The sequence below is a fragment of the Blastochloris viridis genome, assembly GCF_001402875.1.
GTDB lineage: Bacteria > Pseudomonadota > Alphaproteobacteria > Rhizobiales > Xanthobacteraceae > Blastochloris > Blastochloris viridis.
This window is the reverse complement of sequence record NZ_CP012946.1, coordinates 140301-165401: the sequence shown is the minus strand read 5'-3', so window position 1 is coordinate 165401 and position 25101 is coordinate 140301. Positions and strand designations below refer to the sequence as shown.

Genomic DNA, 25101 nt, shown 5'->3' with positions numbered 1-25101 from the left:
TTCGGTCAGGCGCAAGTCAAGTCGCACGATTTACGTTGCACGATATTTCGGAGTTTCGATCATGAACGCGCCCGTCCGTCCGCTGCCCTGCCCTGGCGTGCTCGCCATCGATCCTTACGTGCCGGGCAAGAGCGGCGCGCCGGGCGTCGACAAGGTCTACAAGCTGTCGTCGAACGAGACCCCGCTCGGCGCCTCCAAGCACGCCATCGCCGCCTACGCCGCGCTGGCCGACAAGCTGGAGTTCTACCCCGACGGCGCCTCGACCGCGCTGCGCGAGGCGATCGGCTCGACCTTCGGCCTCGACCCCGCCCGCATCGTCTGTGGCGCCGGCTCCGACGAGATCCTCAACCTCCTGGCCCGCGCCTATATCGCGCCGGGCGACGAGGCCATTTATTGCACCTACGGATTCCTGGTCTACAAGCTCGCCATCCTGGCGTGCGGCGGCGTGCCGGTGGTGGCGCCGGAGACCGACTGCACCGCCAATGTCGACGCCATCCTGGCCAAGGTGACGTCGAAGACCAAGATGGTCTTCCTCGCCAACCCCAACAATCCGACCGGCACCTATCTGCCGGTCGACGAGGTGCGGCGGCTGCAGAACAGCCTGCCCGCCAGCGTGCTGCTGGTGCTCGATGCCGCCTACGCCGAATACGTTCGCCGCAAAGACTACGAGGCCGGCATCGAGCTGGTGGCGACGTGCGACAACGTCGTGATGTGCCGCACCTTCTCCAAGATCTACGGCCTCGCCGGCCTGCGCCTCGGCTGGATGTACGGCCCGGCCCACGTGGTCGACGCGCTGAACCGCATCCGCGGGCCGTTCAATGTCGGCGCGCCGTCGATCGCCGCCGGCGTCGCCGCACTGGCCGACGCCGACCACCTCAACGCCGCGCTGGCCCACAACGACCGCTGGCTGCCCTGGCTCGCCGAGGCGATCGCCAAGCTCGGCCTCACCGTGACGCCGAGCGTCGGCAACTTCCTGCTGATCCACTTCCCGGCCACGCCCGGCAAGACCGCCAAGGACGCCGACGCCTTCCTCACCGCCCGCGGGCTGGTGCTGCGCGGCGTTGCCGCCTATGGCCTGCCCGACTGCCTCCGCCTCACCGTCGGACCGGAGGAGGCCAACCGCCTGGTGGTCGAGGCGCTGACCGTATTCACCGGAGGCAGAGGTGACTGATGCCGCACCGGTTTTCGGCACCGTCGCGCTGATCGGCGCCGGGCTGATCGGCTCGTCGCTGGCACGGGCGACCCGCGCCCGCGGGGCCGCCACGACGGTGATCGTCACCGACGCCTCCGAGCGGGTGCGGCACCGTGTCCGCGCCCTCGGCTTCGCCGACGTCGTCGTCGACACCGCCGCCGAGGCGGTGGCGACCGCCGACCTCGTCATCGCCTGCGTGCCGGTCGGCGCGCAGGGCCTCGTCGCCGCCGAGATCGGTCCGGCGCTCAAGCCGGGCGCCATCGTCTCCGACGTCGGCTCGGTCAAGGCCGCGGTGGTGCGGGACATGGCGCCGCATTTGCCGGCCCACGTCCAGTTCGTGCCGGCCCACCCGGTGGCGGGCACCGAGAATTCCGGCCCCGACGCCGGCTTCGCCGAATTGTTCGAGGGCCGCTGGACCATCCTCACGCCGCCCGACGGCAGCGACCCATTGGCGGTGAGACAGGTCGCGACCTATTGGGAGCAGCTCGGCGCCAAGGTCGAGGTGATGACGCCGGAGCACCACGATCTGGTGCTCGCCATCACCAGCCACCTGCCGCACCTCATCGCCTACAACATCGTCGGCACCGCCGACGACCTGGCGGCGGTGACCAAGAGCGAGGTGATCAAGTTCTCGGCCGGCGGCTTCCGCGACTTCACCCGCATCGCCGCCTCCGACCCGACGATGTGGCGCGACGTGTTCCTCGCCAACCGCGAGGCGGTGCTGGAGATGCTCGGCCGCTTCACCGAGGATCTGGCCTATCTGCAGCGCGCCATCCGCTGGGGCGAGGGCGACAAATTGTTCGACCTGTTCACCCGCACCCGCGCCATCCGCCGCTCGATCATCGAAAGCGGGCAGGAGACCGCCGCGCCCGACTTCGGCCGCCGGGCCAGCCCTGCCAGGGAGCGGGTACCGGTGCCGCGGCCCTACGGGGCCGGGGAGTAGGCGCTCCCGCTCGGCACCGGACCGCAGCCGGATGGACCGCAGCCGGCCTCCGCGCCGCGGTCTGTTGCGCTCCGTCTCGGCAGATGACACCGTCCAGCCATGACCACGATTGCCGCCACCGCCCTGATCTATGCCGCAACCGCACTCGCCGAGATCGCCGGCTGCTTCGCATTCTGGGCGTGGCTGCGGCTCGACAAGTCGCCGCTATGGCTGCTGCCCGGCGTCGCCGCGCTGGTGGCGTTCGCCTATCTTCTGACTCTGGTCGACTCCTCGGCCGCCGGCCGGACGTACGCCGCCTATGGCGGCGTCTACATCACCGCCGCGCTGATGTGGCTGTGGTTGGTCGAAGGCAGCCGGCCCGACCGCTGGGACCTGACCGGCGCTGCGATCTGTCTGGTCGGCGCCGCCGTCATCCTGTTCGGACCGCGGGCCTATCCGGTATCCGGCTGATCAAGCCGGACCCCGGCGCCGTTCCGTCACCGCGCCACGGCGCCGCTGTCATCCCGCCCCACCGCATCGCCGAGGCTCACCCGCGCCCCGGCGGCGGCGGGACCGAACGCCGGCTCCAGCGAGGGCACCAGCCGGGTCCGCCGCACCGGCGCCGGCCGGTAGACCTGCTTGGTGGCCTCGACAATGTGGACCCCGGCGAACGGCAGGCCGAGCGAGGCGCCGAGCCGCTCCAACGCCGGCGCCGAGCGCAACAGCAGACCGCGCGGCGCCGGCGGCAGATAGAGCGCTTCCGACCAGCCCACCGGCGTGAACCAGGTTTCGCGCAACAGGTGGACGATCTGCGATTTCGAATAGGGTCGGCCCTGGCCGAACGGCGTCGAGTCGATGCGGGCCCACAGGCCCGAGCGGTTCGGCACCACCGCCAGCAGCCGGCCGCCGGCAGTCAGCGCCCGCCACACCTCGCGCAGCACCACCGCCGGATCGGCCGACATCTCGATCAGGTGGACGCACAGCACCCGGTCGATCGAGGCGTCGGGCAACGGCAGTTCGGCGGAGTCGACCAGCGCCGCCAGCGACGGCCCGCGGGTCGGCCAGTACATCACGCCCTGATTGTCGGGCATGAAGGCCAAGGTGCGCTCGGCCTCGTCTCGGAACACGCCGAGATAGGGCGTCGGATAGCCGAGCCCGATCATGCGCTCGCCGGTGACGTTGGCCCAGCGCGCCCGGATCGCCCGCGACACGAAGCGCCGCGCCACCATGCCGAGCGACTGGGCGTAGAAACTGCGAAGATCGACGACGTCGAGCGGCATGGTGCGCCTATCGGGTTGCAGAGCCTTCCGCCCGCTTCAGGCGGCACGGGGTTGATGCTAGCCTGCATCGTCTAGAACATGATGCGCGAACGGGGCAACAGCTCCTGAGAATACATCATGAACAACAAATACTTAGATCATGTTCCGCAACAGCGGGACGCGGGTTTGCGAAAGCAGCCGCGAGCAAACAAAGGCTATCGTCCCAAAACCGTACCGCCATCGTCCCCTGGGCCGGAACCGTCATGACCGCCACCATCCGCCAGTTTCGTTGCCGATCCGACAATTACGGCGTCCTGATCTTCGATTCCGCGACGCGCGCAACTGCCGCGATCGACGCACCCGACGCTGCCGCCATCCAGGCCGAGCTCGCGGCGAACGGCTGGCGGCTCACCGATATTCTGGTCACTCATCACCACGCCGACCACACCGCCGGTATTGCCGAGTTGGTCGCCGCCACCGGCTGCCGGGTGCTCGCGGCCAAGTCCGGCGACATCTCCCACGCCACCGCCACCCTTGCCGACGGCGACCACGTCAGGGTTGGCGCACTCGCGGCCACCGTGCTGGCGACGCCCGGCCACACCCTCGACCACCTTGCGTTCTGGTTCGCGGACGTCGGCGCCGTCTTCGTCGGCGACACCCTGTTCTCGCTCGGCTGCGGCCGGCTGTTCGAAGGCAGCGCGGCCGAGATGTGGGCCTCGCTCGACAGGCTGCGCGCCCTGCCGGACGACACCCTGGTCTATTGCGGCCACGAATACACCGCCGCCAACGCCCGCTTCGCCCTGACCATCGAGCCGAACAACGCGGCGCTGGCCGCGCGGGTGGCAGAGGTCGAGCGGTTGAACGCCGAGGGTCGGCCGACCCTGCCGACCACCATCGGCCTGGAGAACGCCACCAACCCGTTTTTGCGCGCCGACCGGCCGGAGGTCGCCGCCGCGGTGGGATTATCCGGCGCATCGGCGGCCGCCGTATTCGCCGAACTCCGGCGACGAAAGGACCGGTTCTGATGAGCGATGCGACCTTGCACCATCTCACGGCCGAAACACTGATGGCCCAGCCCCTCACCGCCAGCGATGTCATCGACCTGCTCGGCCTTCAGCCCCATCCCGAGGGCGGCCATTATCGCGAGACCTTCCGCGATGCCGGCGACATCCCCGGTGGCCGCGGCGCCTCGTCGGCGATCTTTTTCCTGCTGGCCGCCGGCGAGCGCTCGCACTGGCACAAGGTCGACGCCGCCGAAGTCTGGCATTTTTATGCCGGCGCCCCGCTGGTGCTGTCGCAGGCCGAAAGCGAGGCCGGTCCGGTGACCAGCGCCGTGCTCGGCCCAAACCTTGCGGCCGGGCAGCGGCCGCAGATCGTGGTGCCGGCCGATGTGTGGCAAGCGGCCGAGCCGCTCGGCGGCGCGTCGCCGCACACGTGGACGCTGGTCGGCTGCACCGTGGCGCCAGCGTTCGTGTTTCCCGGTTTCGAGCTGGCGCCGGCGGGATGGCAGCCCAAAAGCTGATCAGCGCCGGAAGAAATCCAGCGCCGCCACCACCGCGCCGGCGGTGATCAGCGCCGCCGCAGCGAGCAGCGTCCAGCTCGCGGCGGCGTAGCCCGCAATCACCAGCAAGCCGGTCGAGAGCACCGGCGCGGCGTAGGACGCTGCGCCCAGCACGGCAATGTCGCCGCGCTTGACGCCGTGGTCCCACACATAGAACGCCAGCCCGACCGGCCCCAACCCCAGCGCCACCACCGCCGCCCATTCGGTGGCGCCCGCGGGCCACACCGTATCCTCCACCGCAAGGTGGCACAGCGCCGACAGCACCGCGGTGACGAAGCAGAACCCGGCCACGGCGTCGGTCGGAACGTCTGGCAGGCGGCGCGACAGCACCGAATAGGTCGCCCACACGAAGGCGCACACGAACGCGGCGGCGAACCCCGGCAGATAGGCGTCGTCGATGGCGACTGCGCGCCCGCCGGTCACCACCACGATGGTGCCGGCAAAGCCGAGCATGGCGCCGACAACATGGTGGAGGCGAAGCCGCTCGCCGGGCAGCGCCGCCGAGAACAGCACGATGAGCAGCGGCCACAGATAGTTGATGAGGCCGGCCTCCGCCGGCGGCGCCAGCCGCAGCGCCATGAAATACAGCGCGTGGTAGCCGAACAGCCCGCCGACCCCGAGCAGCCACACCGGCACCGGCTGGCGCAGCGCATAAATGCCGGCCGGCCGCGCGATCCAGCGCACGGCGCCAACGGCGGAGCCGATCAGGAACGTCACCGCGGCGAGCTGGAACGGCGGGATGCCGCCGGAAGCGGCGGTGAGCGTCGCCAGCGTCGACCATAGGGCGATGGCGGCGAGGCCAACGAGCGTCGACGAACGGGTGGTGGATGCTGCGATCATGGACCGGGCGGGCGTGGACAGCGCGGTGTCGCTGGCCCGCCCGCCTTCGTCAAGCTCAGTTTGGCAGGAGAGCCGCCCCGCCCCACGGTCACGGCATGTATTGGCCGCCATTGATCGAGATCGAGGCGCCGGTGATGAAGCCTTCCTTGTCGTCGACCAGGAACATCACCGCGCGGGCGATCTCGTCCGGGTCACCGAGCCGTCCGACCGGGATCAGCGGCAGGATCGACTTTTCCAGCACGTCCTTCGGCACCGCCTGCACCATCTCGGTGCCGATGTAGCCGGGGCAGATGGCGTTGACGGTGATGCCCTTCTTGGCGTTCTCCAGCGCCAAGGCCTTGATGAAGCCGATCTCGCCGGCCTTGGCCGCCGAATAATTGGTTTGGCCGATCTGGCCCTTCTGACCGTTCATCGACGAGATGACGATGATGCGGCCGAAGTTGCGCTCGCGCATGCCGTCGATGACCGGACGGCACATGTTGAACAGCGAACTGAGGTTGGTATTGATCACCGCCGTCCACTGCTCGACGCTCATGCGGTGGAACATGGCATCTCGGGTGATGCCGGCGTTGTTGACCAGGATTTCGATCGGACCGAGGTCGGCCTCGACCTGCTTGATGCCGGCAGCGCAGGCATCAAAGGACGAAATGTCCCACTTATAGACCGCGATGCCGGTCTCTTCCTTGAACTTGGCCGCCGCCGCGTCGTTGCTGGCATAGTTGGCCGCGACGGTGTGCCCGGCGGCGTGGAGCGACCGGCTGACCGCCGCGCCGATGCCACGCGTTCCACCGGTGACCAGTACAACATGCCCCATAGCCGTTTCCCCTTTTAAACGTGATGAAAAATCGCGGGTTTTGTCTCCCGCGTTGTCGGTGACGCTCGTGACTTCGCTAGTTTGGGTCGGAATCGTGCGACGGGGCGCTGTGGCGTCCCGTCGCAGTCGACCATGTGCCAAGGCCGCTCGGGTCCGGTCAGGACCGCTCGAGACACATGGCGATGCCCATGCCGCCGCCGATGCACAGCGTCGCGAGCCCTTTCTTGGCGTCGCGTTTGCCCATCTCGTGCAGCAGCGACACCAGGATGCGGGCGCCGGAGGCGCCGATCGGATGACCGAGCGCGATGGCGCCGCCGTTGACGTTGACCTTCGCGGTGTCCCAGCCGAGGTCCTTGTTGACGGCGCAGGCCTGCGCCGCGAACGCCTCGTTGGCCTCGATCAGGTCGAGGTCCTCGACGCTCCAGCCGGCCTTCTTCAGCGCCGCGCGCGAAGCCGGGATCGGGCCCGAGCCCATCAGCGCCGGGTCGACGCCGGCCTGCGCCCACGACACGATGCGGGCGAGCGGCGTGAGCCCACGCTTGGCGGCCTCGGCCGCGCTCATCAATACCAGCGCGGCGGCGCCGTCATTGATGCCCGAGGCGTTGCCGGCGGTGACGGTGCCATCCTTCTCGAACGCAGGCCGCAGCTTCTGGACCGCTTCGATCGTGGTGCCGTGGCGGGGGAACTCGTCGGTGTCGACGACGATGTCGCCCTTCTTGGAGGGGATCACCACCGGCACGATCTCGTCCTTGAAGCGGCCGGACTTCTGCGCCGCCTCGGCCTTGTTCTGCGAGGCCACCGCGAACTGATCCTGCTCAAGCCGGGTGATCTGCCATTGCTTGGCGACGTTCTCGGCGGTGTTGCCCATGTGGTAGCCCTGGAAGGCGTCCCACAGCCCGTCGCGCAGCATGGTGTCGAGGAATTCGACCGTCCCCATCTTGGCGCCGTTGCGCAGGTGAGCGACGTGCGGCGCCTGGCTCATCGATTCCTGGCCGCCGGCCACCACGATGCCGGCATCGCCGGTGGCGATCGCCGCCGCACCGAGCGCCACCGAGCGCAGGCCCGAGCCGCACAGTTGGTTGACGCCCCAGGCCGGCACCTCGACCGGCAAACCGGCAGCGATCGCCGCCTGCCGCGCCGGGTTCTGGCCTTGGCCGGCGGTGAGGATCTGGCCGAGGATCACCTCGGTGACCTCGCCACCCTCGACCTTGGCGCGTTTCAGTGCCTCCTGGATGGCGATCTTGCCAAGCGCGTGGGCCGGCTGGCTCGCCAGGGTGCCGTTGAAGGTGCCGACCGGCGTGCGCGCCGCGCCGACGATCACGACATCGTCTTTCATCTCCCACTCCCGATTTATTATGTGCCCGAGATTCTTGTTAGCCTGACTGACATTGACCGGGCGAGCCGGCTTGCCGCTGCGGTTTTCACCGCCCGGCACAACCATCCTTCATTACCGTTCGTTGCGCTGTCAATTGATGCGTTCGGAGGTGTCGCAAACGCCGCAGGACGCGCGGAATCACCTAGCCGCCCGAGCGGAAAGGCCATATTCTTCACGAAAAGCGGCCTTGAGGATGGGCTGCCCGGGGAGACGCACCGCAAAATGGCCAAGACACACGATCCCATCACCATCAAGAAATACGCAAACCGGCGACTCTACAACACCGGAACCAGCAGCTACGTGACCCTGGAAGATCTCGCCGTGATGGTGAAAAGCGGCGAAGACTTCCTCGTCTACGACGCCAAGACCGGCGACGACATCACCCGTTCGGTGCTCGGCCAGATCATTTTCGAGCAGGAGAACAAGGAGGGCCAGAACCTTCTCCCGGTGACGTTCCTGCGCCAGTTGATCCGGTTCTATGGCGACAGCATGCAGATGCTGGTGCCGCGTTATCTCGACATGTCGCTCGATAACCTGTCGAAGGAACAGGAGAAGTTCCGCGGGTTGATGACCGGCGGCTTCGCCCAGGGGCCGTTCGGCGGGCTGATGGAGGAGCAGGCGCGACGCAACATGGAGATGTTCGAGCGCACCTTCACCATGTTCCTGCCGTTCGCCAAGCGCGAACCGGCGGAGGGCGCCAAGGCCGAACTGACCGACGAGATCGGCGACCTCAAGCGCCAGATCTCTGAAATGCAAAAGCGGATCGACAAGCTTTCCGAACGGGACAATTGATCGCAGCTCCGGCCGATCAGGCCGGAGTTTCGTCGTCCGGTCGCCGAAACACCCCGCCGATCAAGCATCGTCGGCGAGGTTGTTTGCGGATCACGGCGCGATCATCCGGGCGCGGTATGATTCGGCCGCGCGTCGCGGCCCGCCGGCGCAGCGCCGTTTACGCCGCGCCGTGCACCGCCGGCGCGGCGCGTTCCTGCGGCATGCCGAACAGCGAGCCCTGCAGATAGTCGCAGCCGATCTCCGCCAGCGCGGCGGCCGTGGCCTCGTCCTGCACCCACTCGGCCACCGCCTTCAGGTCCATCTGCCGCGCCAGCCGCACCAGCGTCTCGACGAAGGCGCGGTCGTCGCGCGAGGCCTGCATCCGCGCCACGAAGCCGCCGTCGATCTTGACCATGTCGACGGCAAGCTCGCGCAGATTGCGGAACGAGGTGTAGCCGGCACCAAAATCGTCGATCGCCGCCAGGCAGCCGAGATCGCGGACGCGGGTGACGAAGGCGCGGGTGGCATCGACGTCGCGGATCGCCGCCGACTCGGTGATCTCGACGATCAGCCGCCGCCCCATTTCCGGAGCTCGGCGCAGGCCCGCCGACAACAGGTCGCACCACTCCCGGTCCAGCGTCGAGGACGGCGAGACATTGATCGAGAGCCGGACCTCGGGCCGCTCGGCAAGTTCGGCCAGCGCCAGTTCCAGCACGCGATGGTCGATCAGCCGGACCAGGCCCAGCCTTTCGGCCACCGGAACCACCTGGGCGCCGTCGAGCAGGGTGCCGTCCGCGCCCCGCACCCGCATCAACGCCTCCAGGAACGCGACGTCCCGCGATGTCGTCGCCACGATCGGCTGGAACGCCAGCGACACCCGGCGCTGGTTCAGCGCCCCGACGATCTCGTCGGTGATCAGCGCGTTGGCCCGGCGCTGGCCCTCCCGCTCCACGCTCGGCACATAGGCGACGAAGGCGCCGCGGCGGCGGAGCTTGGCGGCGTCCAGCGTCTCCTGGGCGCGCAGGAAGATTTCCGGCGTCGAGCGGGCGTGGCGCGGAGCCACCACCCCGCCCAGCGAGATGGTGACCGCGACCGGACCGGCCTTGGTGTGAACCACGTCGCTGCGCATCGCCTCGATCAGGCGGCGGGCGGCGACGTCAAGGTCCTCGGCGCTGCAATTGTGGATCAGGATGCCGAACTTGTTGCCGGAGAAGCGGCCGATCGCATCGCCCCCGCGCAGCCGCGAGCGCAGCCGGCGCGCCACTGCGGCGATGACGTCGTCGGCGACGTCGAAGCCGTAGGCGTTGTTGATCACCGCGAGATTGTCGATCGCAGCAAGCAGAAAGCCGATCGATGAGCGGTACTTGTGGGCGGTCTCCAGGCCCTCCTCGACCACCTCGGCCAGCCGCGCCCGGTTCATCTCGCCGGTGAGCGGGTCGAACCGCGACCGGAACGTCAGATCCTGCTCGCGCTCGTGCCGCGCGGTGACGACCCGGACAATGCCGCTCACCCGCACCGGACGACCGTCGGCGCCGGCCAGCCAGCGCCCGGAATCCTCCAGCCAGACCGACGCCCCGCTCGGTCCCTCCGGGAAAAACCCATACTCGACGCAGAACGCCACCTTGGAGCCCGGCGCAGCGGTGCCGGAACGGGCCACCATGTCAAACCGGGACACCGCCGTCGCCGGCGCGACCAGCTCGGCGAAGCGGCGGCCGGTGTCGATCCGGTCCCGATCGCGCACGCCGAGGACGTGGTCCGCCCCCGCGCTCCATTGGAGCGTGTCCGAGCCGAGATCCCAGACATAGAGGGCCTGGCCGAGGCTGGCGAGCATCTCGACCACGTCCGAACCGGAAAATGCAGCGTCGTCGACTGTCGGCACAGCAATGGCTCCGGGTCAGCGGCAGGTTTGGCGAACCCTGCTCCGGCAACCGTTAAAGCCGGCCCAATACCGCCATCGCCGCTGGCCCGCGGCTTGAAAGGTGGGTGACAGGATGCCCTAAAGTGTCCCAGAATGGGACAGGAGCCTCGCCATGATGATCAACGCCATCACCAGCCCCACCACCGCCAGCCGGTTCCGCTCCGAGAAGGTGGCGCCGCTGACCGACACCGCGCTGGTGGCGGTCGAGCCGGCGACGCCGACCGCGCCAGGAGCACTTAACGTCCGCCGTCGGCCGGACGCCGGGCTGCTGGTGCAACTGATCGCCCACGCCGAGGGAATGGACTGGACCCGCGACAAGCGCCGCGCCGCCCCCGAAGTCGCCACCGCAGCTTACCGCGCCACCACCACCGCGCCGGCGACGCAGGGCCGGGAACTGGCGGCGGCCTGACAGGGCGCCTGAACGGCGGGTCGTGCGCTTTCCGTCAAACGGTTTTTCAACACCGAAGCCATGAGGTTTCGGACTGCCCGGCCGGGCCTTGCATCACACCTCGGCCCCGCAAGCAGCAAGCGCTGCGCGCATGTGCTCGGGCACCGGGGCGGTTGCCGTGACAGGCTCGGCGCCGGGGGCGAACGGCACCGTGACGGCGCGGGCGTGGAGGTGCAGCGGCGGCCCGCCGAACCGCAGCGCCTGGCCGTAGACGGCATCGCCCAGGATCGGAAAGCCGCACGCTGCGGAATGGACCCGCAGTTGGTGGGTGCGACCGGTGAGAGGCTCAAACTCCACCCATGTCAGGTCGCCGCCGCCGTGGCTGGAGGCCGCGCGACCGCGCACCCGGAACCGCGTCTTCGACGGCGCCCCGGCCGGGTCGACCTTCATCCACCAGCCGCGGCCGGGCTCCTTGGTCGCCAGCGGCAGGTCGATCAGCCCCTCATCGGTGTCCGGCGTGCCTTCGACCACCGCCCAATAGGTCTTGGACACGCGCCCGCTCTTGAATAAATCGCCGAGCCGCGCCAAAGCCTTGCGGTGGCGTCCCAGCACCAGGCAGCCGGAGGTGTCCTTATCGAGCCGATGGGCGAGCGCTGGCGCGCGCGGCAGGCCGAAGCGCAGCGCGTCGAACAGCTGTTCGAGGCTCTCACCGCCTTTGGGGCCGGAATGCACCGGCAGGCCGGCGGGCTTGTCGATCACCAGCATCATGGCGTCGCGGTGCAGCAGCCGCGCCTGCAACTCTTCTCCCGTCATCCGGTTCGGGCTATCGAGGGGCGAAGGCCCCGTCAACGTGCGAAGGCAAACATGACCCAAGATAAGCCCGGCTTCTTCGGCCGCCTGTTCGGACGCCGCGAGTCTGCCGAGACCGAGGCCGTGGTCGAGGCCGCGCCGAAGCTGAGCTGGTGGCAGCGGCTGAAGGGCGGCCTCGCCCGCACCGCGTCCGCGCTGTCGACCGGCATCACCGACCTGTTCACCAAGCGCAAGCTCGACGCCGGCACGCTGGAAGACCTGGAGGACCTGCTGATCCAGGCCGACCTCGGCATCGACACCGCCGGCCGTATCGCCGGAGTGCTGCGTCAGGAGCGCTACCAGCGCGACATTTCGCCCGACGAGGTCAAAGCGGTGCTGGCGACCGAGATCGAAGCGGTGCTGGAGCCGGTGGCCAAGCCGCTCGCCATCGACGCGGAGAAGAAGCCGTTCGTGCTGATGATGGTCGGCGTCAACGGCTCAGGGAAAACCACCACCATCGGCAAGCTCGCCGCAAAGTTCACCGCCGAGGGCAAGAAGGTGGTATTGGCCGCCGGCGACACATTCCGGGCCGCCGCCATCGAGCAGCTGAAGGTTTGGGGCGAGCGCACCAAGGTCACCGTGGTGTCCGGCGCCCAGGGCGCCGACGCCGCGGGATTGGCGTTCGATGCGCTCGCCGCGGCCAAGGACGGGGGCGCGGACATCCTGATGGTGGACACCGCCGGCCGGCTGCAGAATAAGGCGGCGCTGATGGCGGAGCTCGAAAAGGTGATCCGCGTGCTGAAGAAGCAGGACGAAACGGCACCGCACGCCGTGCTGCTGGTACTGGATGCCACCGTCGGCCAGAACGCGATGTTGCAGGTCGAGGCCTTTCAGAAGACTGCGGGCGTCACCGGTCTGGTGATGACCAAGCTCGACGGCACCGCCCGCGGCGGCATCCTGGTCGCGCTCGCCGCCAAATTCGACCTGCCGATCCACTTCATCGGCGTCGGAGAGGGCGTCGACGATCTCGAACCCTTTGCTGCGCGCGATTTCGCCCGTGCGCTGGTCGGACTGGAGGATTGACGATGACGACTGCCGAAACCCAGCCGGCGCGCCGCCAGCTCCACCCGCTGCTCAAGCTCGCGCTCGAACTGGGGCCGCTGGGGTTGTTCTTCTTCGCCAACGGCCGCTACGGCATCTTCATCGCCACCCAGGCGTTCATGGTGGCGGTGGTGATCGCGCTGGCGGCGAACTGGCTGCTGGCGCGGCGGCTCGCCGTCATGCCGCTGGTGTCGGGCGCGGTGGTGCTGGTGTTCGGCACCCTCACCGTGGTGCTGCAGGACGACGTCTTCATCAAGATCAAGCCGACCATCATCAACGTGCTGTTCGGCACCGTGCTGCTCGGCGGCCTCGCCTTCGGCAAGCCGCTGCTTGAACTGGTGTTCGACGGCGTGGTGTCGCTGACGAACGAGGGCTGGAAGAAGCTGACGGTGCGGTGGGCGCTGTTCTTCTTCGTGCTCGCCGTCCTCAACGAGGTGGTGTGGCGCACCCAGACCACCGATTTCTGGGTCAGCTTCAAGGTATTCGGCATCCTGCCACTGACCTTGGTATTCAGCGCGCTGCAGTATCCGCTGATGATGCGCCACGCCCTCAACAAGCCGAAGTAGCCGATCCCATCGTCGTCCCGGACGGCGCGGGATGCGGAGCATCCGGCACCGATCCGGGATCGTCAGCAGAAAAAACGTCTCTCCTGCTTGCGGCCCCGGATCGCGCGGCTGGCACCGCTTGTCCGGGGCGACGACGCGACAATCTCAGCGCTCCACCACCACGCGGGTGCCGACCCGAACCTGGGAAAACAGGTCGAGCACGTCCTCGTTCAGCATGCGGATGCAGCCGAACGAGGCGGCCGAGCCGATCGAGCGCCGCATCGAGGCCGAGGTGCCGTGGATGGCGTATTCGCCACCTGACAGCGTCAGCGCCGCCGCGCCCATCGGATTGCTGGCGGCGCCACCCGGAATGAGGCTCGGCAGCGACGGCTTGTAGCGTTTGACCTCGGTCGGCGGCGACCACGCCGGCTGAAGGTGCTTGCCGTCGATATAGGTCGCGCCGGTCCACTGACGGCCGCTCATGCCAACCGCGACCCGATAGCGAATGGCGCGGCCGTCGCCGACGACGTAATAGAGCCGCCGCTCCGACGTCTTCACGACGATGGTGCCGGGCATCGCCTCGGCCTTGAAGGTGACCACCTCGCGCGCCGCCGCGGCCGGCCGCACCTCCGCGGCAACCGAAACGCCCGCTGCAACCGCCGCGACCGCCGCGAGGCGGCTCGCTGCGGCAATTCCCCGAAACTGACGCATGACGCACTCCCACAGCCGGCTTCAGTCGCCGGGCGCAGGGATGATCGCCCAAACCGGTTGCCGGGCGATTTCCGGTGTCGAACCAGAGGCATCCGTCGCAGCACTATCGTCGAGGTTTCGCCAATCAGCGTCAACAAAACAAAAATCGCGGCGCGTTGGCCCGCGCCGCGATTGTCGAAGGTCATGGGGTTCCGGCTCATCGTGCCCGAGAACCGCCGCCTGCCCGCCCGACAGCCGGTTCCCAGATCACGCGATCTCCCGGAAAACGCGTCAGGCGGCCACGCCGCGGCGGTTCTGACGGTTGCCGATCAGGTCTTCGACCACGCCCGGATCGGCCAGGGTCGAGGTGTCGCCGAGATTGCCGAACTCGTCCTCGGCGATCTTGCGCAGAATGCGGCGCATGATCTTGCCGGATCGGGTCTTGGGCAGGCTGGGCGCGAACTGGATCAGGTCGGGCTGAGCGATCGGGCCGATCTCCTTGCGCACCCAGTTGACCAGTTCCTTGCGCAGTTCCTCGCTCGGCTCGATATCGCTCATCAAGGTGACGTAGGCGTAGATGCCCTGGCCCTTGATGTCGTGCGGATAGCCCACCACCGCCGCCTCCGACACCTTCGGATGCGCCACCAGCGCGCTCTCGACCTCGGCGGTGCCCATGCGGTGACCGGAGACGTTGATGACATCGTCGACGCGGCCGGTGATCCAGTAGAAGCCATCGGCATCGCGGCGGCAGCCGTCGCCGGTGAAATACTTGCCGGCATAGGTCGAGAAATAGGTCTGCACGAAGCGCTCGTGGTCGCCATAGACCGTGCGCATCTGGCCTGGCCAGGAGTCGGACAGCACCAGATTGCCTTCGCAGACGCCATCCAGCACCTGACCATTGGCGTCGACCACCTCCGGCACCACGCCGAAGAACGGCAGCGTCGCCGAACCGGGCTTGAGCTTGATGGCGCCGGGCAGCGGCGTGATCAGGATGCCGCCGGTCTCGGTCTGCCACCAGGTGTCGACGATCGGGCAGCGGTGGTCGCCGACCACGCGATGGTACCACTCCCACGCTTCCGGGTTGATCGGCTCGCCAACCGAGCCGAGCAGGCGCAACGACGCGCGCGAAGTCTTCGTCACCGGCGCCTCGCCGGCCTGCATCAGCGAGCGGATGGCGGTCGGGGCGGTGTAGAAGATGTTGACCTTGTGCTTGTCGATCACCTCCCAGAACCGGGAGATGGTGGGATAGTTCGGCACGCCCTCGAACATCAGGGTGGTGGCGCCGTTGGCGAGCGGCCCATAGACGATGTAGCTATGGCCGGTGACCCAGCCGACGTCCGCGGTGCACCAGTAGATGTCGCCATCGTGATAGTCGAACACATATTGATGCGTCATCGCGGCATAGACCAGATAGCCGCCGGTAGTGTGCAACACACCCTTCGGCTTGCCGGTCGAGCCGGAGGTATAGAGGATGAACAGCGGATCCTCCGCGTTCATCTCGGCCACGGCGCACTCGGCCGGCATGTTCTTGGCGATTTCGTCATAATAGACGTCGCGGCCGGAGCGCATCGGCACATTGGCGCCGGTACGGCGCACCACGATGACGCTCTCGACCCCGCCGGCGCGGTCGCAGGCGGCGTCGGTATTGAGTTTGAGCGGCACCTTGCGGCCACCGCGCAGGCCCTCGTCGGCGGTGACGATGACGGTCGAGCCGGCATCCTCGATGCGGCCGGCGAGGCTGTCGGGCGAGAAGCCGCCGAACACCACCGAATGGATGGCACCGATGCGGGCACACGCCAGCATGGCGTAGGCGGCCTCGGGAATCATCGGCAGGTAGAGGGTGACGCGATCGCCCTTCTTGACGCCGCGCGACTTCAGAACGTTGGCGAAGCGGCAGACTTCCTCATAGAGCTCGCGATAGGTGATCTTCTTGTCTTCCGCCGGGTTGTCGCCTTCCCAGATGATGGCGACCTGGTCGCCGCGGGTGGCAAGGTGGCGGTCGACGCAGTTGTAGGCAACGTTGGTCAGGCCGTCCTCGTACCATTTGATCGACACGTTGTGCGGATCGTACGAGGTGTTCTTGACCTTGGTATAGGGCGCAAACCAGTGAATGCGCTTGCCGTGCTCTCCCCAGAACGCGACCGGGTCCTTCACCGAGGCGGCGTAGATCTCCCGGTACTTGGCCTCGTCGACATAGGCGCGGGACGACCACTCGGCGGGAACGTCATAGGTCTTCTCGGACATTCATGTCTCCCCAGGACAATGGCCGCGGCTGCGGGCCGCGTGCTCGGATAGTTTCGCTCGCATATTTCACCGATCGCCGGCAAGGCGACAAGCGGCACATCTCTCGCACTTTGGTCGCGGACACCGCCATCGAACGCGCTGCAGGCGCCACGTTTTTCCGGCCAAGCGCAACCTGGACGTCAATTCGTCAGCGCAAACACCGACGTTTGCTTGACGTCATGATCCTCAACCTCGCGCGTCACCGGCACGGCGTAGCTGGCGAGCGCGGTGAGGCGCGCCTGCGGCAGATAGCTGCGGCCAGGATCGCCGACCAGCACCCGGACGCCGGCGGCGGCGTAGCGGTCGAGCAAGGCGAGGACCCGCTGGGCGAGATCACGCTCGTAAAACACGTCGCCGACCATGACGACGTCGACCCCCGGCATCGGCGGCCGGTCGAGCTGGTCGGCGGCCTCCACCGCGATCTCGACCGCGTTGGCGGTGGCGTTGAGGCCGATGGCGGCCACCGCGAACGGGTCGATGTCGGCAGCGGTCACCCCGGCGCCGGCCTTGGCGGCGGCGATCGCGACCAGGCCGGAGCCGGAGGCAAAATCGAGCACCCGCCGCCCGGCGAACTCGCCGGCATTATCGAGCACGAAGCGCGCCAATGCCTGCCCGCCAGCCCATGCGAACGCCCAGAACGGCGGCGGCAGCTGGATGCGGCCGAGCTCGGCCTCGGTCGCCTGCCACAGCGGCACCGCCTCGCCCGCGAGGTGAAGCCGGATTTCCGGCACGAATGCCAGCGGCTGAAGCCGGGTGTTGGCGCGGATGAAGGCGGCTGGCGAGGTCGCTGGTGGCAAGGTCATGCCGGCGGGCATATCATGACGGCGGCGAAGATGGGTGCTCGCCATGGGCGATCCCTCGCCGCGCCTGATGGAAGCGCCCGTTCAGCGACAGGTTGGCCTCACACCGCCAACCCGCCCATCCGGCAGATCAGCACCCATTCGGCGTCGGAGACCGGCTGCACCGACAGCCGCGAATATTTGAGCAGCGCCATGTCGGCCAGCGCCGGCGTCGCCTTGATGGCCGCGAGCGTCACCGGCTGCGGCAGTGGCTCGACCGACTTCAGATCCACCACCACCCACGGCGCGCCCGGCTCGGCGGTGGGGTCGGGATAGGCGGCGCGGATGACCTCGACGATGCCGACGATCTCCTTGCCCTCGTTGGAATGGTAGAACAAGCCGCGCTCGCCGACCGCCATCTTCAGGAGATTGAGCTTGGCGGCGTGGTTGCGCACGCCGTCCCAGGCGGTGCCGCGCTCACCGGCCGCAACCTGGTCCTGCCAGGACCATTTGAACGGCTCGGATTTAAACAGCCAATGCGCCATTCACGGCCCCGCTGCGTCGCGGGTCGCGGCGGTGGCGGCGCCCTGCACCACCGGGCGGAACGCGGCGAGTTCCTCGGCGAAGCGGTCGAACTCGGCGGCGGTCATCGTCGCCTTGGCGTCGCCGATGGCGATGTCGACCACGATTTCGCCATTGGCCTTGCGCCGCCGCACCACCGCCACCGGGCAGCTCGCCGAGTGGGTGAGTTCGAAGCCATGGGTGCGGGCGAGTTCCTCCGAGCCCATGCTGGACTGCGCCGCCTCCAGGCCGCGGGCGAGCCGCTCGAAAAAGCTGGTCATGCTGCCTCCGCCTTCTGGGGCCGGGTGAGCAGACCGGTGATGGCCTCGTCGATGCCGATACGGCCGGCCAGCACCGCCTCGACCGCACCCGCGATCGGCATCTCGACTCCGGCCTTTGCTGCCATCTCCACCAGCACCGGCGCCGTGAAGAAACCCTCCGCCAGCGGGCCCGAACCGGGCGCGGGCAGCGGCTCGCCGGAGCCCAGCTTGAAGCCGAGCGAAAAGTTGCGCGATTGCGGCCCCGAGCAGGTGAGAACGAGATCGCCGAGCCCGGACAGGCCCGCCAGCGTCTCCGGCCGGGCGCCGTGGGCGAGGCCGAACCGGCGCAGCTCGGCAAAGCCGCGGGTGATCAGCGCCGCCGCGGCGCTGGCGCCGAACTTGCGGCCGTGGGCGATGCCCACCGCGATCGCCAGCACGTTCTTGGCGGCGCCGCCGATCTCGACCCCACGCACGTCGGTGGAATGATAGAGCCGGAACGACGCCGAGCCGATGGCGCCGGCCAGCCACGCCGCGACGCTCTCGTCGGCCGAGGCGATGGTCACCGCGGTCGGCAGCCCGGCAGCAACGTCAGCGGCAAAGCTCGGACCCGACAGGATGGCGGGAGTGGCGGCGGGCGCGGCCGCGGCAATGACCTCGGTGACGAAGCGGTCGGTCTTGGGCTCGATGCCCTTGGCGCAGGCCACCAGCGGCGTGCCCGGCCGGATCAGCCCCGCGAGCTTGCCCGCCACCTCGCGCAGCGCGCCGGTCGGCACCACCATCAAAATAGCGGAGGCTTGCGCCAACACAGTGAGATCGCCGGTGACCTCGACGCCCGGCGCGATCGGCACCCCCGGCAGAAACATCTTGTTCTCGCCGGTTCGGGCCATGTCCTCGGCATGGCCGGGTATGACCGTCCACAGCACGGCGCGGGAGCCGGCCCGGGCGGTGGCGTTGGCCAGCGCGGTGCCCCAGGCTCCGGCGCCGGCAACTCCGATGGTGGCAAAATTGGTCACGGGTCGGTTGCCTCGATCTTGAGCGGCGAGCCCATCGGCCAGCGCGCCCGGGGTGGCGAATCAAGCTCGTCCGCCTTGCCCAGCGCCAACCGCTCGGCGCCGGCCCAGGCGATGATGGCGCCATTGTCGGTACACAGCGCCGCCGGCGGCAGCAGCAGCCTCAGCGCATTCTCGGCGGCGATCCGGTCCAGCGCGCCGCGAATCGCCTTGTTGGCGCCGACGCCACCGGCGACCACCAGCGCTTTGGGCTTGTTGTACTTGCCGGCGAACCGGCGCAGGCCCATGCGCAGGCGGTCGACCACGACATCGACCACCGCCGCCTGGAACGAGGCGCACAGATCATCGACGTCGCCGTCCGAGAGCGGCGCCGCGCTTTCAGCGGCGAGCCGCACCGCGGTCTTGAGGCCCGACAGCGAGAAATCGGGGTCGTGGCGCCCCAGCAACGGCCGCGGCAGAGCGAATCGGGCGGGATTGCCGCGGGCTGCGGCGATCTCGACCTGCGGCCCGCCCGGATAGGGCAGGCTCAGCATCTTGGCGACCTTGTCGAATGCCTCGCCGATGGCATCGTCGATGGTGGTGCCGAGCCGCTCGTAGCGATCGACGTCGAGCACCGCCACGATCTGGGTGTGGCCGCCGGACACCAGCAACAGGCAATAGGGAAAGCCGAGCCTGCCGACCAGGCGCGGCGAAAGCGCGTGCGCTTCCAGGTGGTTGACCGCGATCAGCGGCTTGCCGGTGGCGAGCGCGATGGCCTTGCCGGTGGTCAGGCCGACGATCACGCCGCCGATCAGGCCGGGCCCAGCGGCAGCGGCGACGGCGTCGAGGTCGGCAAAGCCCACCTTGGCTTCGGCCATCGCCCGGGAAATGATGTCCTCCAAGGCCTCGACATGGGCACGCGCCGCGATTTCGGGTACCACTCCTCCGTACTCGGCATGTTCGAGAACTTGGGATAGAACGACGTTCGACAGGATTTCGCCGTGGCCGTCGTCATGGCGACGGACCACGGCGGCCGAAGTCTCGTCGCATGTCGTCTCAAGTCCGAGTACGAGCATGTCCGTCACCGCGTTCCGGCTCCCGCTTGGTTCGTGTTCAGCGGATTAGTGATAGTCCGCATCCGCCCGCGCTCTGCGCATGTCTAAACGTCGGCGTAACATCGGCCTGCCTCATGACGCAATCTTCTCCGTTCCTTCGCCTCGGTACCCGGGGTAGTGCCCTCGCGCTCGCGCAGGCTTATGAAACCCGTCGCCGGCTGGCCGCTGCCCATGGCGTACCGGAAGACGACATCGTCATCGAGATCATCAAGGTGATCGGCGACCAGATCCTCGACCGGGCGCTGTCCCAGGCCGGCGGCAAGGGCCTGTTCACCAAGGAGATCGAGGACGCGCTGCTCGAGGACCGCATCGACCTCGCCGTCCACTCGTCGAAGGACCTTCCCACCGTGCTGCCCGATGGCTTGGTGCTGCCGGCCTTTCTGCCACGCGAGGACGTCCGCGACGTTTTGATCAGCCATACGACCGGCGGGCTCGAAGGGCTGCCGCAGGGCGGCAAGGTCGGCTCGGCCTCGCTGCGCCGCCAGGCCATGGTCAAGCGGGCACGGCCCGACCTTGAGGTGGCGCTGCTGCGCGGCAACGTCGAGACGCGGCTGCGCAAGGTCGCCGAGGGCACCATCGATGCCACGCTGCTGGCGCTGGCTGGCCTGAAGCGCCTCGGCCTGATCGACCGCTTGCCCGACGGCGTCACCGCCACCGTCATCGACGCCGACGCCTTCGTTCCGGCCGTCGGCCAGGGCGCCATTGCCATTGAGACCCGCGAGGGCGACGCCCGCACCCGCGAGCTGATGGCGGCGATCAACGAGCCGGCCACCGAGCGGGCGCTGGCCGCCGAGCGCGCGTTCCTGCATGAGCTCGACGGCTCCTGCCGCACCCCGATCGGCGGCCACGCCCGCGTCACCGGCGATCGGCTGTCGTTCTCCGGCGTGATTTTGGTGCCGGACGGCAGCGAGGCCCACGAGACCAGCCGCGAGGGCAGCGTGGCCGAGGCCGCCGCGCTCGGCGCCGACGCCGGCCGCGAGCTGCGCGGCCGGGCGGGGCCGGCGTTCTTCGCCGCGCTCGCCGGGGCTTGAGCCGATGCGCCTGCTGGTCACGCGGCCGGAGCCCGGAGCCAGCAGGACCCGGGCCGACCTCGCCGCCCGCGGCCATGATGCCGAGATCGATCCCCTGATGACCATCGTGCCGGTGGCGCTCGCGCCACCGGACGGCCGGTTCGACGCCGTGGCGCTGACCAGCGTCAACGGTGCGCGGGCGGCAGCCGGGCTGCCGTGGCTGGTCAAATCCGGCGTGCCGGTGTTCACGGTCGGCCGCCGCACCGGCGATGCCGCGCGCGCAGCCGGCTTTGCCGACGTCACCAGCGCCGAGGGCGACGTCGGCACCCTGGCGGACGTGCTGGCCAAAGGCCTGATTGCCGGTGAGCGGGTGCTGTGGCTGGCCGGCGAGGATCGCTCCGGCGATCTCGCCGCGGCGTTGGCGCCGCACGGCATTGCGGTCGAGACGGTTATCGCCTACCGCGCTGAACCGGCTGAACATCTCGCGGAAACGACGATCGCAGCATTGTCGGCCGGGCGAATCGATGGAATTCTGCACTATTCTCGCCGCAGCTGTGAGACGCTCCTGGCGGCGGGTCGGCGCGACGGTGTTTATGAGGCTGTCGTCCGCCTGCCACACTATGCGCTGTCGCCGCGAGTGGCAGCGCCGCTGGGGGCGGTGGGCGCCGACGTGCGCGTCGCTGCAACACCGGACGAGAGCGGGCTGTTCGAGCTGCTGCCGTCCGCAGGCGGCAATGATGTGAGGCATGGGAGGACGGCGATGGCATCAAACTGGGAAGGCGCGAAACCGCACGAGTCCGGGCAAACGCCCGCCGATCAAACCGCGTCGCCGACTGAAAACACCGCCGTGACGATCGAGGGCACTGTGCCCGAGGCGGCTGAGCCCGAGATGGCGACGTCGCCGGACGATACGCCGGCGGCCCAGGCGACGCCGGGCGAGGTAGCCGACTCGGGTACGTCTGAAACCGCCGCGCAGGCAGCCGAGGCGGCGCCGGTGGTGGCCGAGAGCCAGGCCGAGCGCCTGCCCGCCGACGCCGTGGCCGTCGACGAGACCCGGCCGGACGAGATCCCGCCCGCGGCGTCGAACCGCGAACCCGCGGCCGCCGAAGCCCCCGTCACAGCCGCCCCCGCAGCACGAGCCACCGCGCCCGCGCGCGGCGGCGGCGCGGTGGCTGGCACCATCGCCGGCATCCTGGCCGGTGCTGCAACCGCCGCCGCGCTGAGCTATCTGCCGATCCTGCCGCCGCGCCCGAGCGACCCCGGCCCGCTGCTCGAGGCCCAGGCCCGGCTGCAGGCAGCCGAATCCCGCATCGGCGCGCTGGAGGCCCGGCCCGAGCCGACCGCGTCCGAGCCGGCGCCGGCGAAGTACGACGAGATCGAGGCGCTCGGCCACCGCGTCGCCGACCTGGAGCGCGTCGCCCAGGCGCTGGCCCGCATCGACGCCCGCCTCGACGCGCTGGAGGCCCGGCCGCAGAGCGAGGGCGCCGCCGCGCCGCAAGCGCCGGCCGAGGACGCCCGCGTGTCGGAACTGGCAGAGCGCATCACCGCGCTCGACGGCCGGATCGAGACCACCGCCCACACCGCCGAAGAGGCGGTGAAGCTGGCGACCGCCGCCGGCGAGGCGGCGCAGCGCGCGGCCAGCGCCGCGACCGCGCTGCCCGACCGCCTCGCCACGCTGGACAAGAAGGTGGCCGACCTCGCCGGCCTGCCCGGCCGGGTGGTGGCGCTCGACCAGCGCATCCAGCTGGCGGCACAGCCGAGCCGGGCCATCGCTTGGCCGGTGGCGCTCGGCACTCTTCGCACCGCGGTCGACGAGGGCCGGCCATACCGGAGAGAGCTCGACGCCGCGGTGGCATTGTCCGGCCCCGGCTACGAGAAGCTGCGCAGCATCGACGGCGCGGCGGACAAGGGCCTGCCGACGTTGCGCGCGGTGCAGGCGCGGTTCGGTCAGGTGTCGAGCGCGCTGCTGGCGACGGTTCCGCGCACCGGCGAGCCGGAAGGCGTTTTGGAGCGCCTGGCCCGCAACGCCGAGGGGCTGGTGCGGTTCAGGCCAAGCCAGCCGGTCGATGGCAACTCGACCGGTGCCGTGGTCGCCCGCGCCGAGGACCAACTGGCACGGGGCGACCTCGCAGGAGCGATCGCCACCGTGGGCGAATTGCCACCCGACCTCGTGAAGGTCGCCACCCCCTGGCTGCAACTCGCCAAGGCGCGGCTCGACGCCGACCGCCTCCTGAGCGAACTGACCGCCGAGGCTCTCGCCGCCTTGGCCCGCACTGGCGGCTGAGAGCAGGAGACGCGCCATGATCCGCCTTGTTATATTCCTGGTTGTCCTTACCGCGATCGCGTTCGGCGCCGGCTGGCTGGCCGACCGGCCAGGCATCGTCGCCATCCACTGGCAGGGCTGGAACATCGAGACCTCGGTGCTGTTCGCCGCGGTGTCGCTGGTGTCGCTGGTGGTGGCCGCCGGGCTGCTGTGGTCGATCCTGTCGACGCTGTTCAACCTGCCCACCCTGATGTCGAGTTCGCTGAGCTCGCGGCGTCGCTCGCGCGGCTTCCAGGCACTGTCGCGCGGCATCGTCGCCGCCGGCGCCGGCGATGCCCGCACCGCGCGCAGGGCCGCCGCCGAGGCCGAGCGCCTGCTCGGCCACGAGCCACTGACGCTGCTGCTGCGGGCCCAGGCCGCCCAGCTCAGCGGCGACCAGTCGGCGGCCGAAGCGACGTTCCACGAGATGGCCGCCAACAAGGAGACGCGGCTGCTCGGCCTGCGCGGGCTGTGGATGGAAGCCCAGCGCCGCGACGACCTCGCCGCCGCCCGCGGCTACGCCGAAACGGCGGCCGGCGAGGCGCCCGGACTGCCGTGGGCGGCGCAGGCCGCGCTCGATACCCGCGCCGCCGCCGGCGACTGGGCCGGCGCGCTGGCGCTGCTCGACCGCAACAACCGCTCGGGCGTCACCGACCGCAGCTCGGTGAAGCGGCTGCGCGCGGTGCTGCTCACCGCCGACGCGATGGCGCGGCAGGCCGTCGAGCCCGAGGCGGCACGCGAAAAGATAACCGAGGCGATCAAGCTGGAGCCGACGCTGGTGCCGGCGGCGGTGCTGGCCGGGCGCCTGTTCGGCCGGACCGGCGAGCTGCGCAAAGCCTCCAAGATCCTGGAGACGGCGTGGCGCGAGACGCCGCACCCGGAGATCGCCGAGGTTTATGTCCATTTGCGTGACGCCGACGGCAGCCGCGACCGGCTGGAGCGGGCCAGGACGCTGCAGCGCCTGTCGCCGAGTGGCCATCCGGAAGGTGCGCTGGCGGTGGTGCGGGCCGCGCTCAACGCCCAGGACTTCGCCACCGCCCGCACCGCCATCGTCCACCTCACCTACGAGCCGACCCAGCGCGTCTGCCTGCTGATGGCAGAGCTCGAGGCGGCCGAGAACGGCGACGTCGGCAAGGCCCGCGAATGGGCGGCCCGCGCCGTCCGCGCCAAGCGGGACCCGGCTTGGGTGGCCGATGGCTTCGTGTCGGATCGCTGGCTGCCGATCTCTCCGGTCACCGGCCGCATCGACGCCTTCGAATGGAAGGTGCCGCCGATCGAGCTCGGTGGGCCGGTGCTGGAGCACGAGATGGAGACGGCGATGACCGTGGTCGAGGCCGCCGCCAACGCCCGCACCCAGGACGCGGTGACGGTGTCGCCGGCCGAGAGTGCGCCGGTGGTTCCGGCAGAGCCGATCATCGTCACCCCCGAGCCGGAGGTGCTGCCGCCCCAGCCCGCGCCGGACGCTCGAGGCCGGACGCAGCTTCAGGCCGGCGCCGACCCGGACACATCGCGCGGCGAGGCGAGCGAGCCGGCGGAGCAGCGCCAGCGCGCCTGAATCGGCCACCGCCGAGGAAACAGTTTGACCGGCTGGCACCGCCTCGCTTGAAAAAGCGGGGCGGTTCGTTTAAGCGGACACC

The 25101-nt window shown here is 69.5% G+C and carries 25 protein-coding genes; 12 read left to right on the top strand and 13 right to left on the bottom strand.

Annotation, left to right across the window (positions count from 1 at the left end):
- The first annotated feature begins 61 nt into the window (after positions 1 to 61).
- The 3 genes from BVIR_RS00770 to BVIR_RS00760 all read left to right on the top strand — a co-directional run bounded on the left by BVIR_RS00770 (position 62) and on the right by BVIR_RS00760 (position 2585).
- Positions 62 to 1171, top strand: a complete 1110-nt coding sequence (locus BVIR_RS00770; RefSeq protein ID WP_055036013.1) for a pyridoxal phosphate-dependent aminotransferase — start codon at positions 62 to 64, stop codon at positions 1169 to 1171.
- Entirely contained in the window at positions 1164 to 2135 is a 972-nt protein-coding gene (locus BVIR_RS00765) for a prephenate/arogenate dehydrogenase family protein (protein ID WP_055036012.1), read from the top strand. The genes BVIR_RS00770 and BVIR_RS00765 overlap by 8 nt, the downstream gene beginning before the upstream one ends.
- Positions 2136 to 2234: 99 nt before the next feature.
- Entirely contained in the window at positions 2235 to 2585 is a 351-nt protein-coding gene (locus BVIR_RS00760; protein WP_055036011.1) for a YnfA family protein, read from the top strand.
- A gap of 26 nt (positions 2586 to 2611) precedes the next feature.
- On the opposite strand, the gene BVIR_RS00755 is transcribed toward BVIR_RS00760, so the two are convergent.
- Positions 2612 to 3394, bottom strand: a complete 783-nt coding sequence (locus tag BVIR_RS00755; RefSeq protein ID WP_082416516.1) for a class I SAM-dependent methyltransferase — start codon at positions 3392 to 3394, stop codon at positions 2612 to 2614.
- A 242-nt stretch (positions 3395 to 3636) separates the two neighbouring features.
- On the opposite strand from BVIR_RS00755, the gene gloB reads away from it, so the two are divergent.
- Positions 3637 to 4398, top strand: coding sequence for a hydroxyacylglutathione hydrolase (gene gloB / locus BVIR_RS00750; RefSeq protein ID WP_055036010.1), 762 nt, complete (start codon positions 3637 to 3639; stop codon positions 4396 to 4398).
- Entirely contained in the window at positions 4398 to 4895 is a 498-nt protein-coding gene (locus BVIR_RS00745; protein ID WP_236823646.1) for a cupin domain-containing protein, read from the top strand. The genes gloB and BVIR_RS00745 overlap by 1 nt, the downstream gene beginning before the upstream one ends.
- Here BVIR_RS00745 and yddG read toward each other — a convergent pair whose 3' ends face one another.
- The 3 genes from yddG to BVIR_RS00730 form a co-directional block, all read right to left on the bottom strand.
- Positions 4896 to 5774: an aromatic amino acid exporter YddG gene (yddG, locus tag BVIR_RS00740; RefSeq protein ID WP_055036009.1), complete on the bottom strand. Its 879-nt coding sequence runs from the start codon at positions 5772 to 5774 to the stop codon at positions 4896 to 4898.
- Positions 5775 to 5862: 88 nt separating this feature from the next.
- Positions 5863 to 6588: an acetoacetyl-CoA reductase gene (phbB, locus tag BVIR_RS00735; protein WP_055036008.1), complete on the bottom strand. Its 726-nt coding sequence runs from the start codon at positions 6586 to 6588 to the stop codon at positions 5863 to 5865.
- A 157-nt stretch (positions 6589 to 6745) separates the two neighbouring features.
- Positions 6746 to 7924: an acetyl-CoA C-acetyltransferase gene (locus BVIR_RS00730; protein ID WP_055036007.1), complete on the bottom strand. Its 1179-nt coding sequence runs from the start codon at positions 7922 to 7924 to the stop codon at positions 6746 to 6748.
- 261 nt (positions 7925 to 8185) lie between these two features.
- Here BVIR_RS00730 and phaR point away from each other — a divergent pair, with 261 nt between their 5' ends.
- Positions 8186 to 8755 (top strand): polyhydroxyalkanoate synthesis repressor PhaR, encoded by a 570-nt coding sequence (gene phaR, locus BVIR_RS00725; protein WP_055036006.1) that lies wholly within the window; start codon positions 8186 to 8188, stop codon positions 8753 to 8755.
- Positions 8756 to 8912: 157 nt separating this feature from the next.
- Here the strand turns inward: phaR and BVIR_RS00720 are convergent, their stop codons facing one another.
- Positions 8913 to 10613, bottom strand: coding sequence for a GGDEF and EAL domain-containing protein (locus BVIR_RS00720; protein ID WP_236823644.1), 1701 nt, complete (start codon positions 10611 to 10613; stop codon positions 8913 to 8915).
- 151 nt (positions 10614 to 10764) lie between these two features.
- Between BVIR_RS00720 and BVIR_RS00715 the strand changes: the two genes are divergently transcribed.
- Positions 10765 to 11061 carry a hypothetical protein gene (locus BVIR_RS00715; protein WP_055036005.1) on the top strand — a complete coding sequence of 99 codons (297 nt, stop codon included), beginning with the start codon at positions 10765 to 10767 and terminating at the stop codon, positions 11059 to 11061.
- A gap of 93 nt (positions 11062 to 11154) precedes the next feature.
- Here the strand turns inward: BVIR_RS00715 and BVIR_RS00710 are convergent, their stop codons facing one another.
- Positions 11155 to 11853 (bottom strand): RluA family pseudouridine synthase, encoded by a 699-nt coding sequence (locus tag BVIR_RS00710; RefSeq protein ID WP_055036004.1) that lies wholly within the window; start codon positions 11851 to 11853, stop codon positions 11155 to 11157.
- A gap of 51 nt (positions 11854 to 11904) precedes the next feature.
- Between BVIR_RS00710 and ftsY the strand changes: the two genes are divergently transcribed.
- On the top strand, positions 11905 to 12912 hold the full coding sequence (gene ftsY / locus BVIR_RS00705; RefSeq protein ID WP_210165874.1) for a signal recognition particle-docking protein FtsY: 1008 nt from the start codon (positions 11905 to 11907) through the stop codon (positions 12910 to 12912).
- Positions 12913 to 12914: 2 nt separating this feature from the next.
- Positions 12915 to 13496, top strand: coding sequence for a septation protein A (locus BVIR_RS00700; protein WP_055036003.1), 582 nt, complete (start codon positions 12915 to 12917; stop codon positions 13494 to 13496).
- A 144-nt stretch (positions 13497 to 13640) separates the two neighbouring features.
- Here the strand turns inward: BVIR_RS00700 and BVIR_RS00695 are convergent, their stop codons facing one another.
- The 7 genes from BVIR_RS00695 to tsaD all read right to left on the bottom strand — a co-directional run bounded on the left by BVIR_RS00695 (position 13641) and on the right by tsaD (position 20113).
- Complete coding sequence (locus tag BVIR_RS00695) at positions 13641 to 14186, bottom strand: L,D-transpeptidase (protein WP_055036002.1); 546 nt, start codon at positions 14184 to 14186, stop codon at positions 13641 to 13643.
- A gap of 270 nt (positions 14187 to 14456) precedes the next feature.
- A complete protein-coding gene (gene acs / locus BVIR_RS00690) occupies positions 14457 to 16409 on the bottom strand; it encodes an acetate--CoA ligase (RefSeq protein ID WP_055036001.1) in 1953 nt (650 codons plus the stop codon).
- Between the two features lie 179 nt (positions 16410 to 16588).
- Positions 16589 to 17251, bottom strand: a complete 663-nt coding sequence (locus BVIR_RS00685) for a class I SAM-dependent methyltransferase (RefSeq protein ID WP_055038574.1) — start codon at positions 17249 to 17251, stop codon at positions 16589 to 16591.
- 98 nt (positions 17252 to 17349) lie between these two features.
- A complete protein-coding gene (locus tag BVIR_RS00680; RefSeq protein WP_055036000.1) occupies positions 17350 to 17772 on the bottom strand; it encodes an EVE domain-containing protein in 423 nt (140 codons plus the stop codon).
- Entirely contained in the window at positions 17773 to 18069 is a 297-nt protein-coding gene (locus BVIR_RS00675) for a hypothetical protein (protein WP_055035999.1), read from the bottom strand.
- Positions 18066 to 19061, bottom strand: coding sequence for an NAD(P)H-dependent glycerol-3-phosphate dehydrogenase (locus BVIR_RS00670; protein WP_055035998.1), 996 nt, complete (start codon positions 19059 to 19061; stop codon positions 18066 to 18068). The genes BVIR_RS00675 and BVIR_RS00670 overlap by 4 nt, the downstream gene beginning before the upstream one ends.
- Complete coding sequence (gene tsaD / locus BVIR_RS00665) at positions 19058 to 20113, bottom strand: tRNA (adenosine(37)-N6)-threonylcarbamoyltransferase complex transferase subunit TsaD (protein WP_055038573.1); 1056 nt, start codon at positions 20111 to 20113, stop codon at positions 19058 to 19060. The genes BVIR_RS00670 and tsaD overlap by 4 nt, the downstream gene beginning before the upstream one ends.
- Positions 20114 to 20226: 113 nt before the next feature.
- On the opposite strand from tsaD, the gene hemC reads away from it, so the two are divergent.
- The 3 genes from hemC to BVIR_RS00650 are packed head-to-tail and all read left to right on the top strand — an operon-like array spanning position 20227 to position 25019.
- Positions 20227 to 21183, top strand: a complete 957-nt coding sequence (gene hemC, locus BVIR_RS00660; protein ID WP_055035997.1) for a hydroxymethylbilane synthase — start codon at positions 20227 to 20229, stop codon at positions 21181 to 21183.
- A 4-nt stretch (positions 21184 to 21187) separates the two neighbouring features.
- On the top strand, positions 21188 to 23446 hold the full coding sequence (locus tag BVIR_RS00655; RefSeq protein ID WP_055035996.1) for a uroporphyrinogen-III synthase: 2259 nt from the start codon (positions 21188 to 21190) through the stop codon (positions 23444 to 23446).
- A 16-nt stretch (positions 23447 to 23462) separates the two neighbouring features.
- A complete protein-coding gene (locus tag BVIR_RS00650) occupies positions 23463 to 25019 on the top strand; it encodes a heme biosynthesis protein HemY (RefSeq protein ID WP_055035995.1) in 1557 nt (518 codons plus the stop codon).
- The last annotated feature ends 82 nt before the right edge of the window (positions 25020 to 25101 follow it).

Coding starts and splice junctions, on each gene's coding strand:
- BVIR_RS00770 (WP_055036013.1), top strand. CDS start 62: ATGAACGCGCCCGTCCGTCCGCTGCCCTGCCCTGGCGTGCTCGCCATC.
- BVIR_RS00760 (WP_055036011.1), top strand. CDS start 2,235: ATGACCACGATTGCCGCCACCGCCCTGATCTATGCCGCAACCGCACTC.
- BVIR_RS00755 (WP_082416516.1), bottom strand. CDS start 3,394: ATGCCGCTCGACGTCGTCGATCTTCGCAGTTTCTACGCCCAGTCGCTC.
- gloB (WP_055036010.1), top strand. CDS start 3,637: ATGACCGCCACCATCCGCCAGTTTCGTTGCCGATCCGACAATTACGGC.
- BVIR_RS00745 (WP_236823646.1), top strand. CDS start 4,398: ATGAGCGATGCGACCTTGCACCATCTCACGGCCGAAACACTGATGGCC.
- yddG (WP_055036009.1), bottom strand. CDS start 5,774: ATGATCGCAGCATCCACCACCCGTTCGTCGACGCTCGTTGGCCTCGCC.
- phbB (WP_055036008.1), bottom strand. CDS start 6,588: ATGGGGCATGTTGTACTGGTCACCGGTGGAACGCGTGGCATCGGCGCG.
- BVIR_RS00730 (WP_055036007.1), bottom strand. CDS start 7,924: ATGAAAGACGATGTCGTGATCGTCGGCGCGGCGCGCACGCCGGTCGGC.
- phaR (WP_055036006.1), top strand. CDS start 8,186: ATGGCCAAGACACACGATCCCATCACCATCAAGAAATACGCAAACCGG.
- BVIR_RS00715 (WP_055036005.1), top strand. CDS start 10,765: ATGATGATCAACGCCATCACCAGCCCCACCACCGCCAGCCGGTTCCGC.
- BVIR_RS00710 (WP_055036004.1), bottom strand. CDS start 11,853: ATGACGGGAGAAGAGTTGCAGGCGCGGCTGCTGCACCGCGACGCCATG.
- ftsY (WP_210165874.1), top strand. CDS start 11,905: ATGACCCAAGATAAGCCCGGCTTCTTCGGCCGCCTGTTCGGACGCCGC.
- BVIR_RS00700 (WP_055036003.1), top strand. CDS start 12,915: ATGACGACTGCCGAAACCCAGCCGGCGCGCCGCCAGCTCCACCCGCTG.
- BVIR_RS00695 (WP_055036002.1), bottom strand. CDS start 14,186: ATGCGTCAGTTTCGGGGAATTGCCGCAGCGAGCCGCCTCGCGGCGGTC.
- acs (WP_055036001.1), bottom strand. CDS start 16,409: ATGTCCGAGAAGACCTATGACGTTCCCGCCGAGTGGTCGTCCCGCGCC.
- BVIR_RS00685 (WP_055038574.1), bottom strand. CDS start 17,251: ATGACCTTGCCACCAGCGACCTCGCCAGCCGCCTTCATCCGCGCCAAC.
- BVIR_RS00680 (WP_055036000.1), bottom strand. CDS start 17,772: ATGGCGCATTGGCTGTTTAAATCCGAGCCGTTCAAATGGTCCTGGCAG.
- BVIR_RS00675 (WP_055035999.1), bottom strand. CDS start 18,069: ATGACCAGCTTTTTCGAGCGGCTCGCCCGCGGCCTGGAGGCGGCGCAG.
- tsaD (WP_055038573.1), bottom strand. CDS start 20,113: ATGCTCGTACTCGGACTTGAGACGACATGCGACGAGACTTCGGCCGCC.
- hemC (WP_055035997.1), top strand. CDS start 20,227: ATGACGCAATCTTCTCCGTTCCTTCGCCTCGGTACCCGGGGTAGTGCC.
- BVIR_RS00655 (WP_055035996.1), top strand. CDS start 21,188: ATGCGCCTGCTGGTCACGCGGCCGGAGCCCGGAGCCAGCAGGACCCGG.
- BVIR_RS00650 (WP_055035995.1), top strand. CDS start 23,463: ATGATCCGCCTTGTTATATTCCTGGTTGTCCTTACCGCGATCGCGTTC.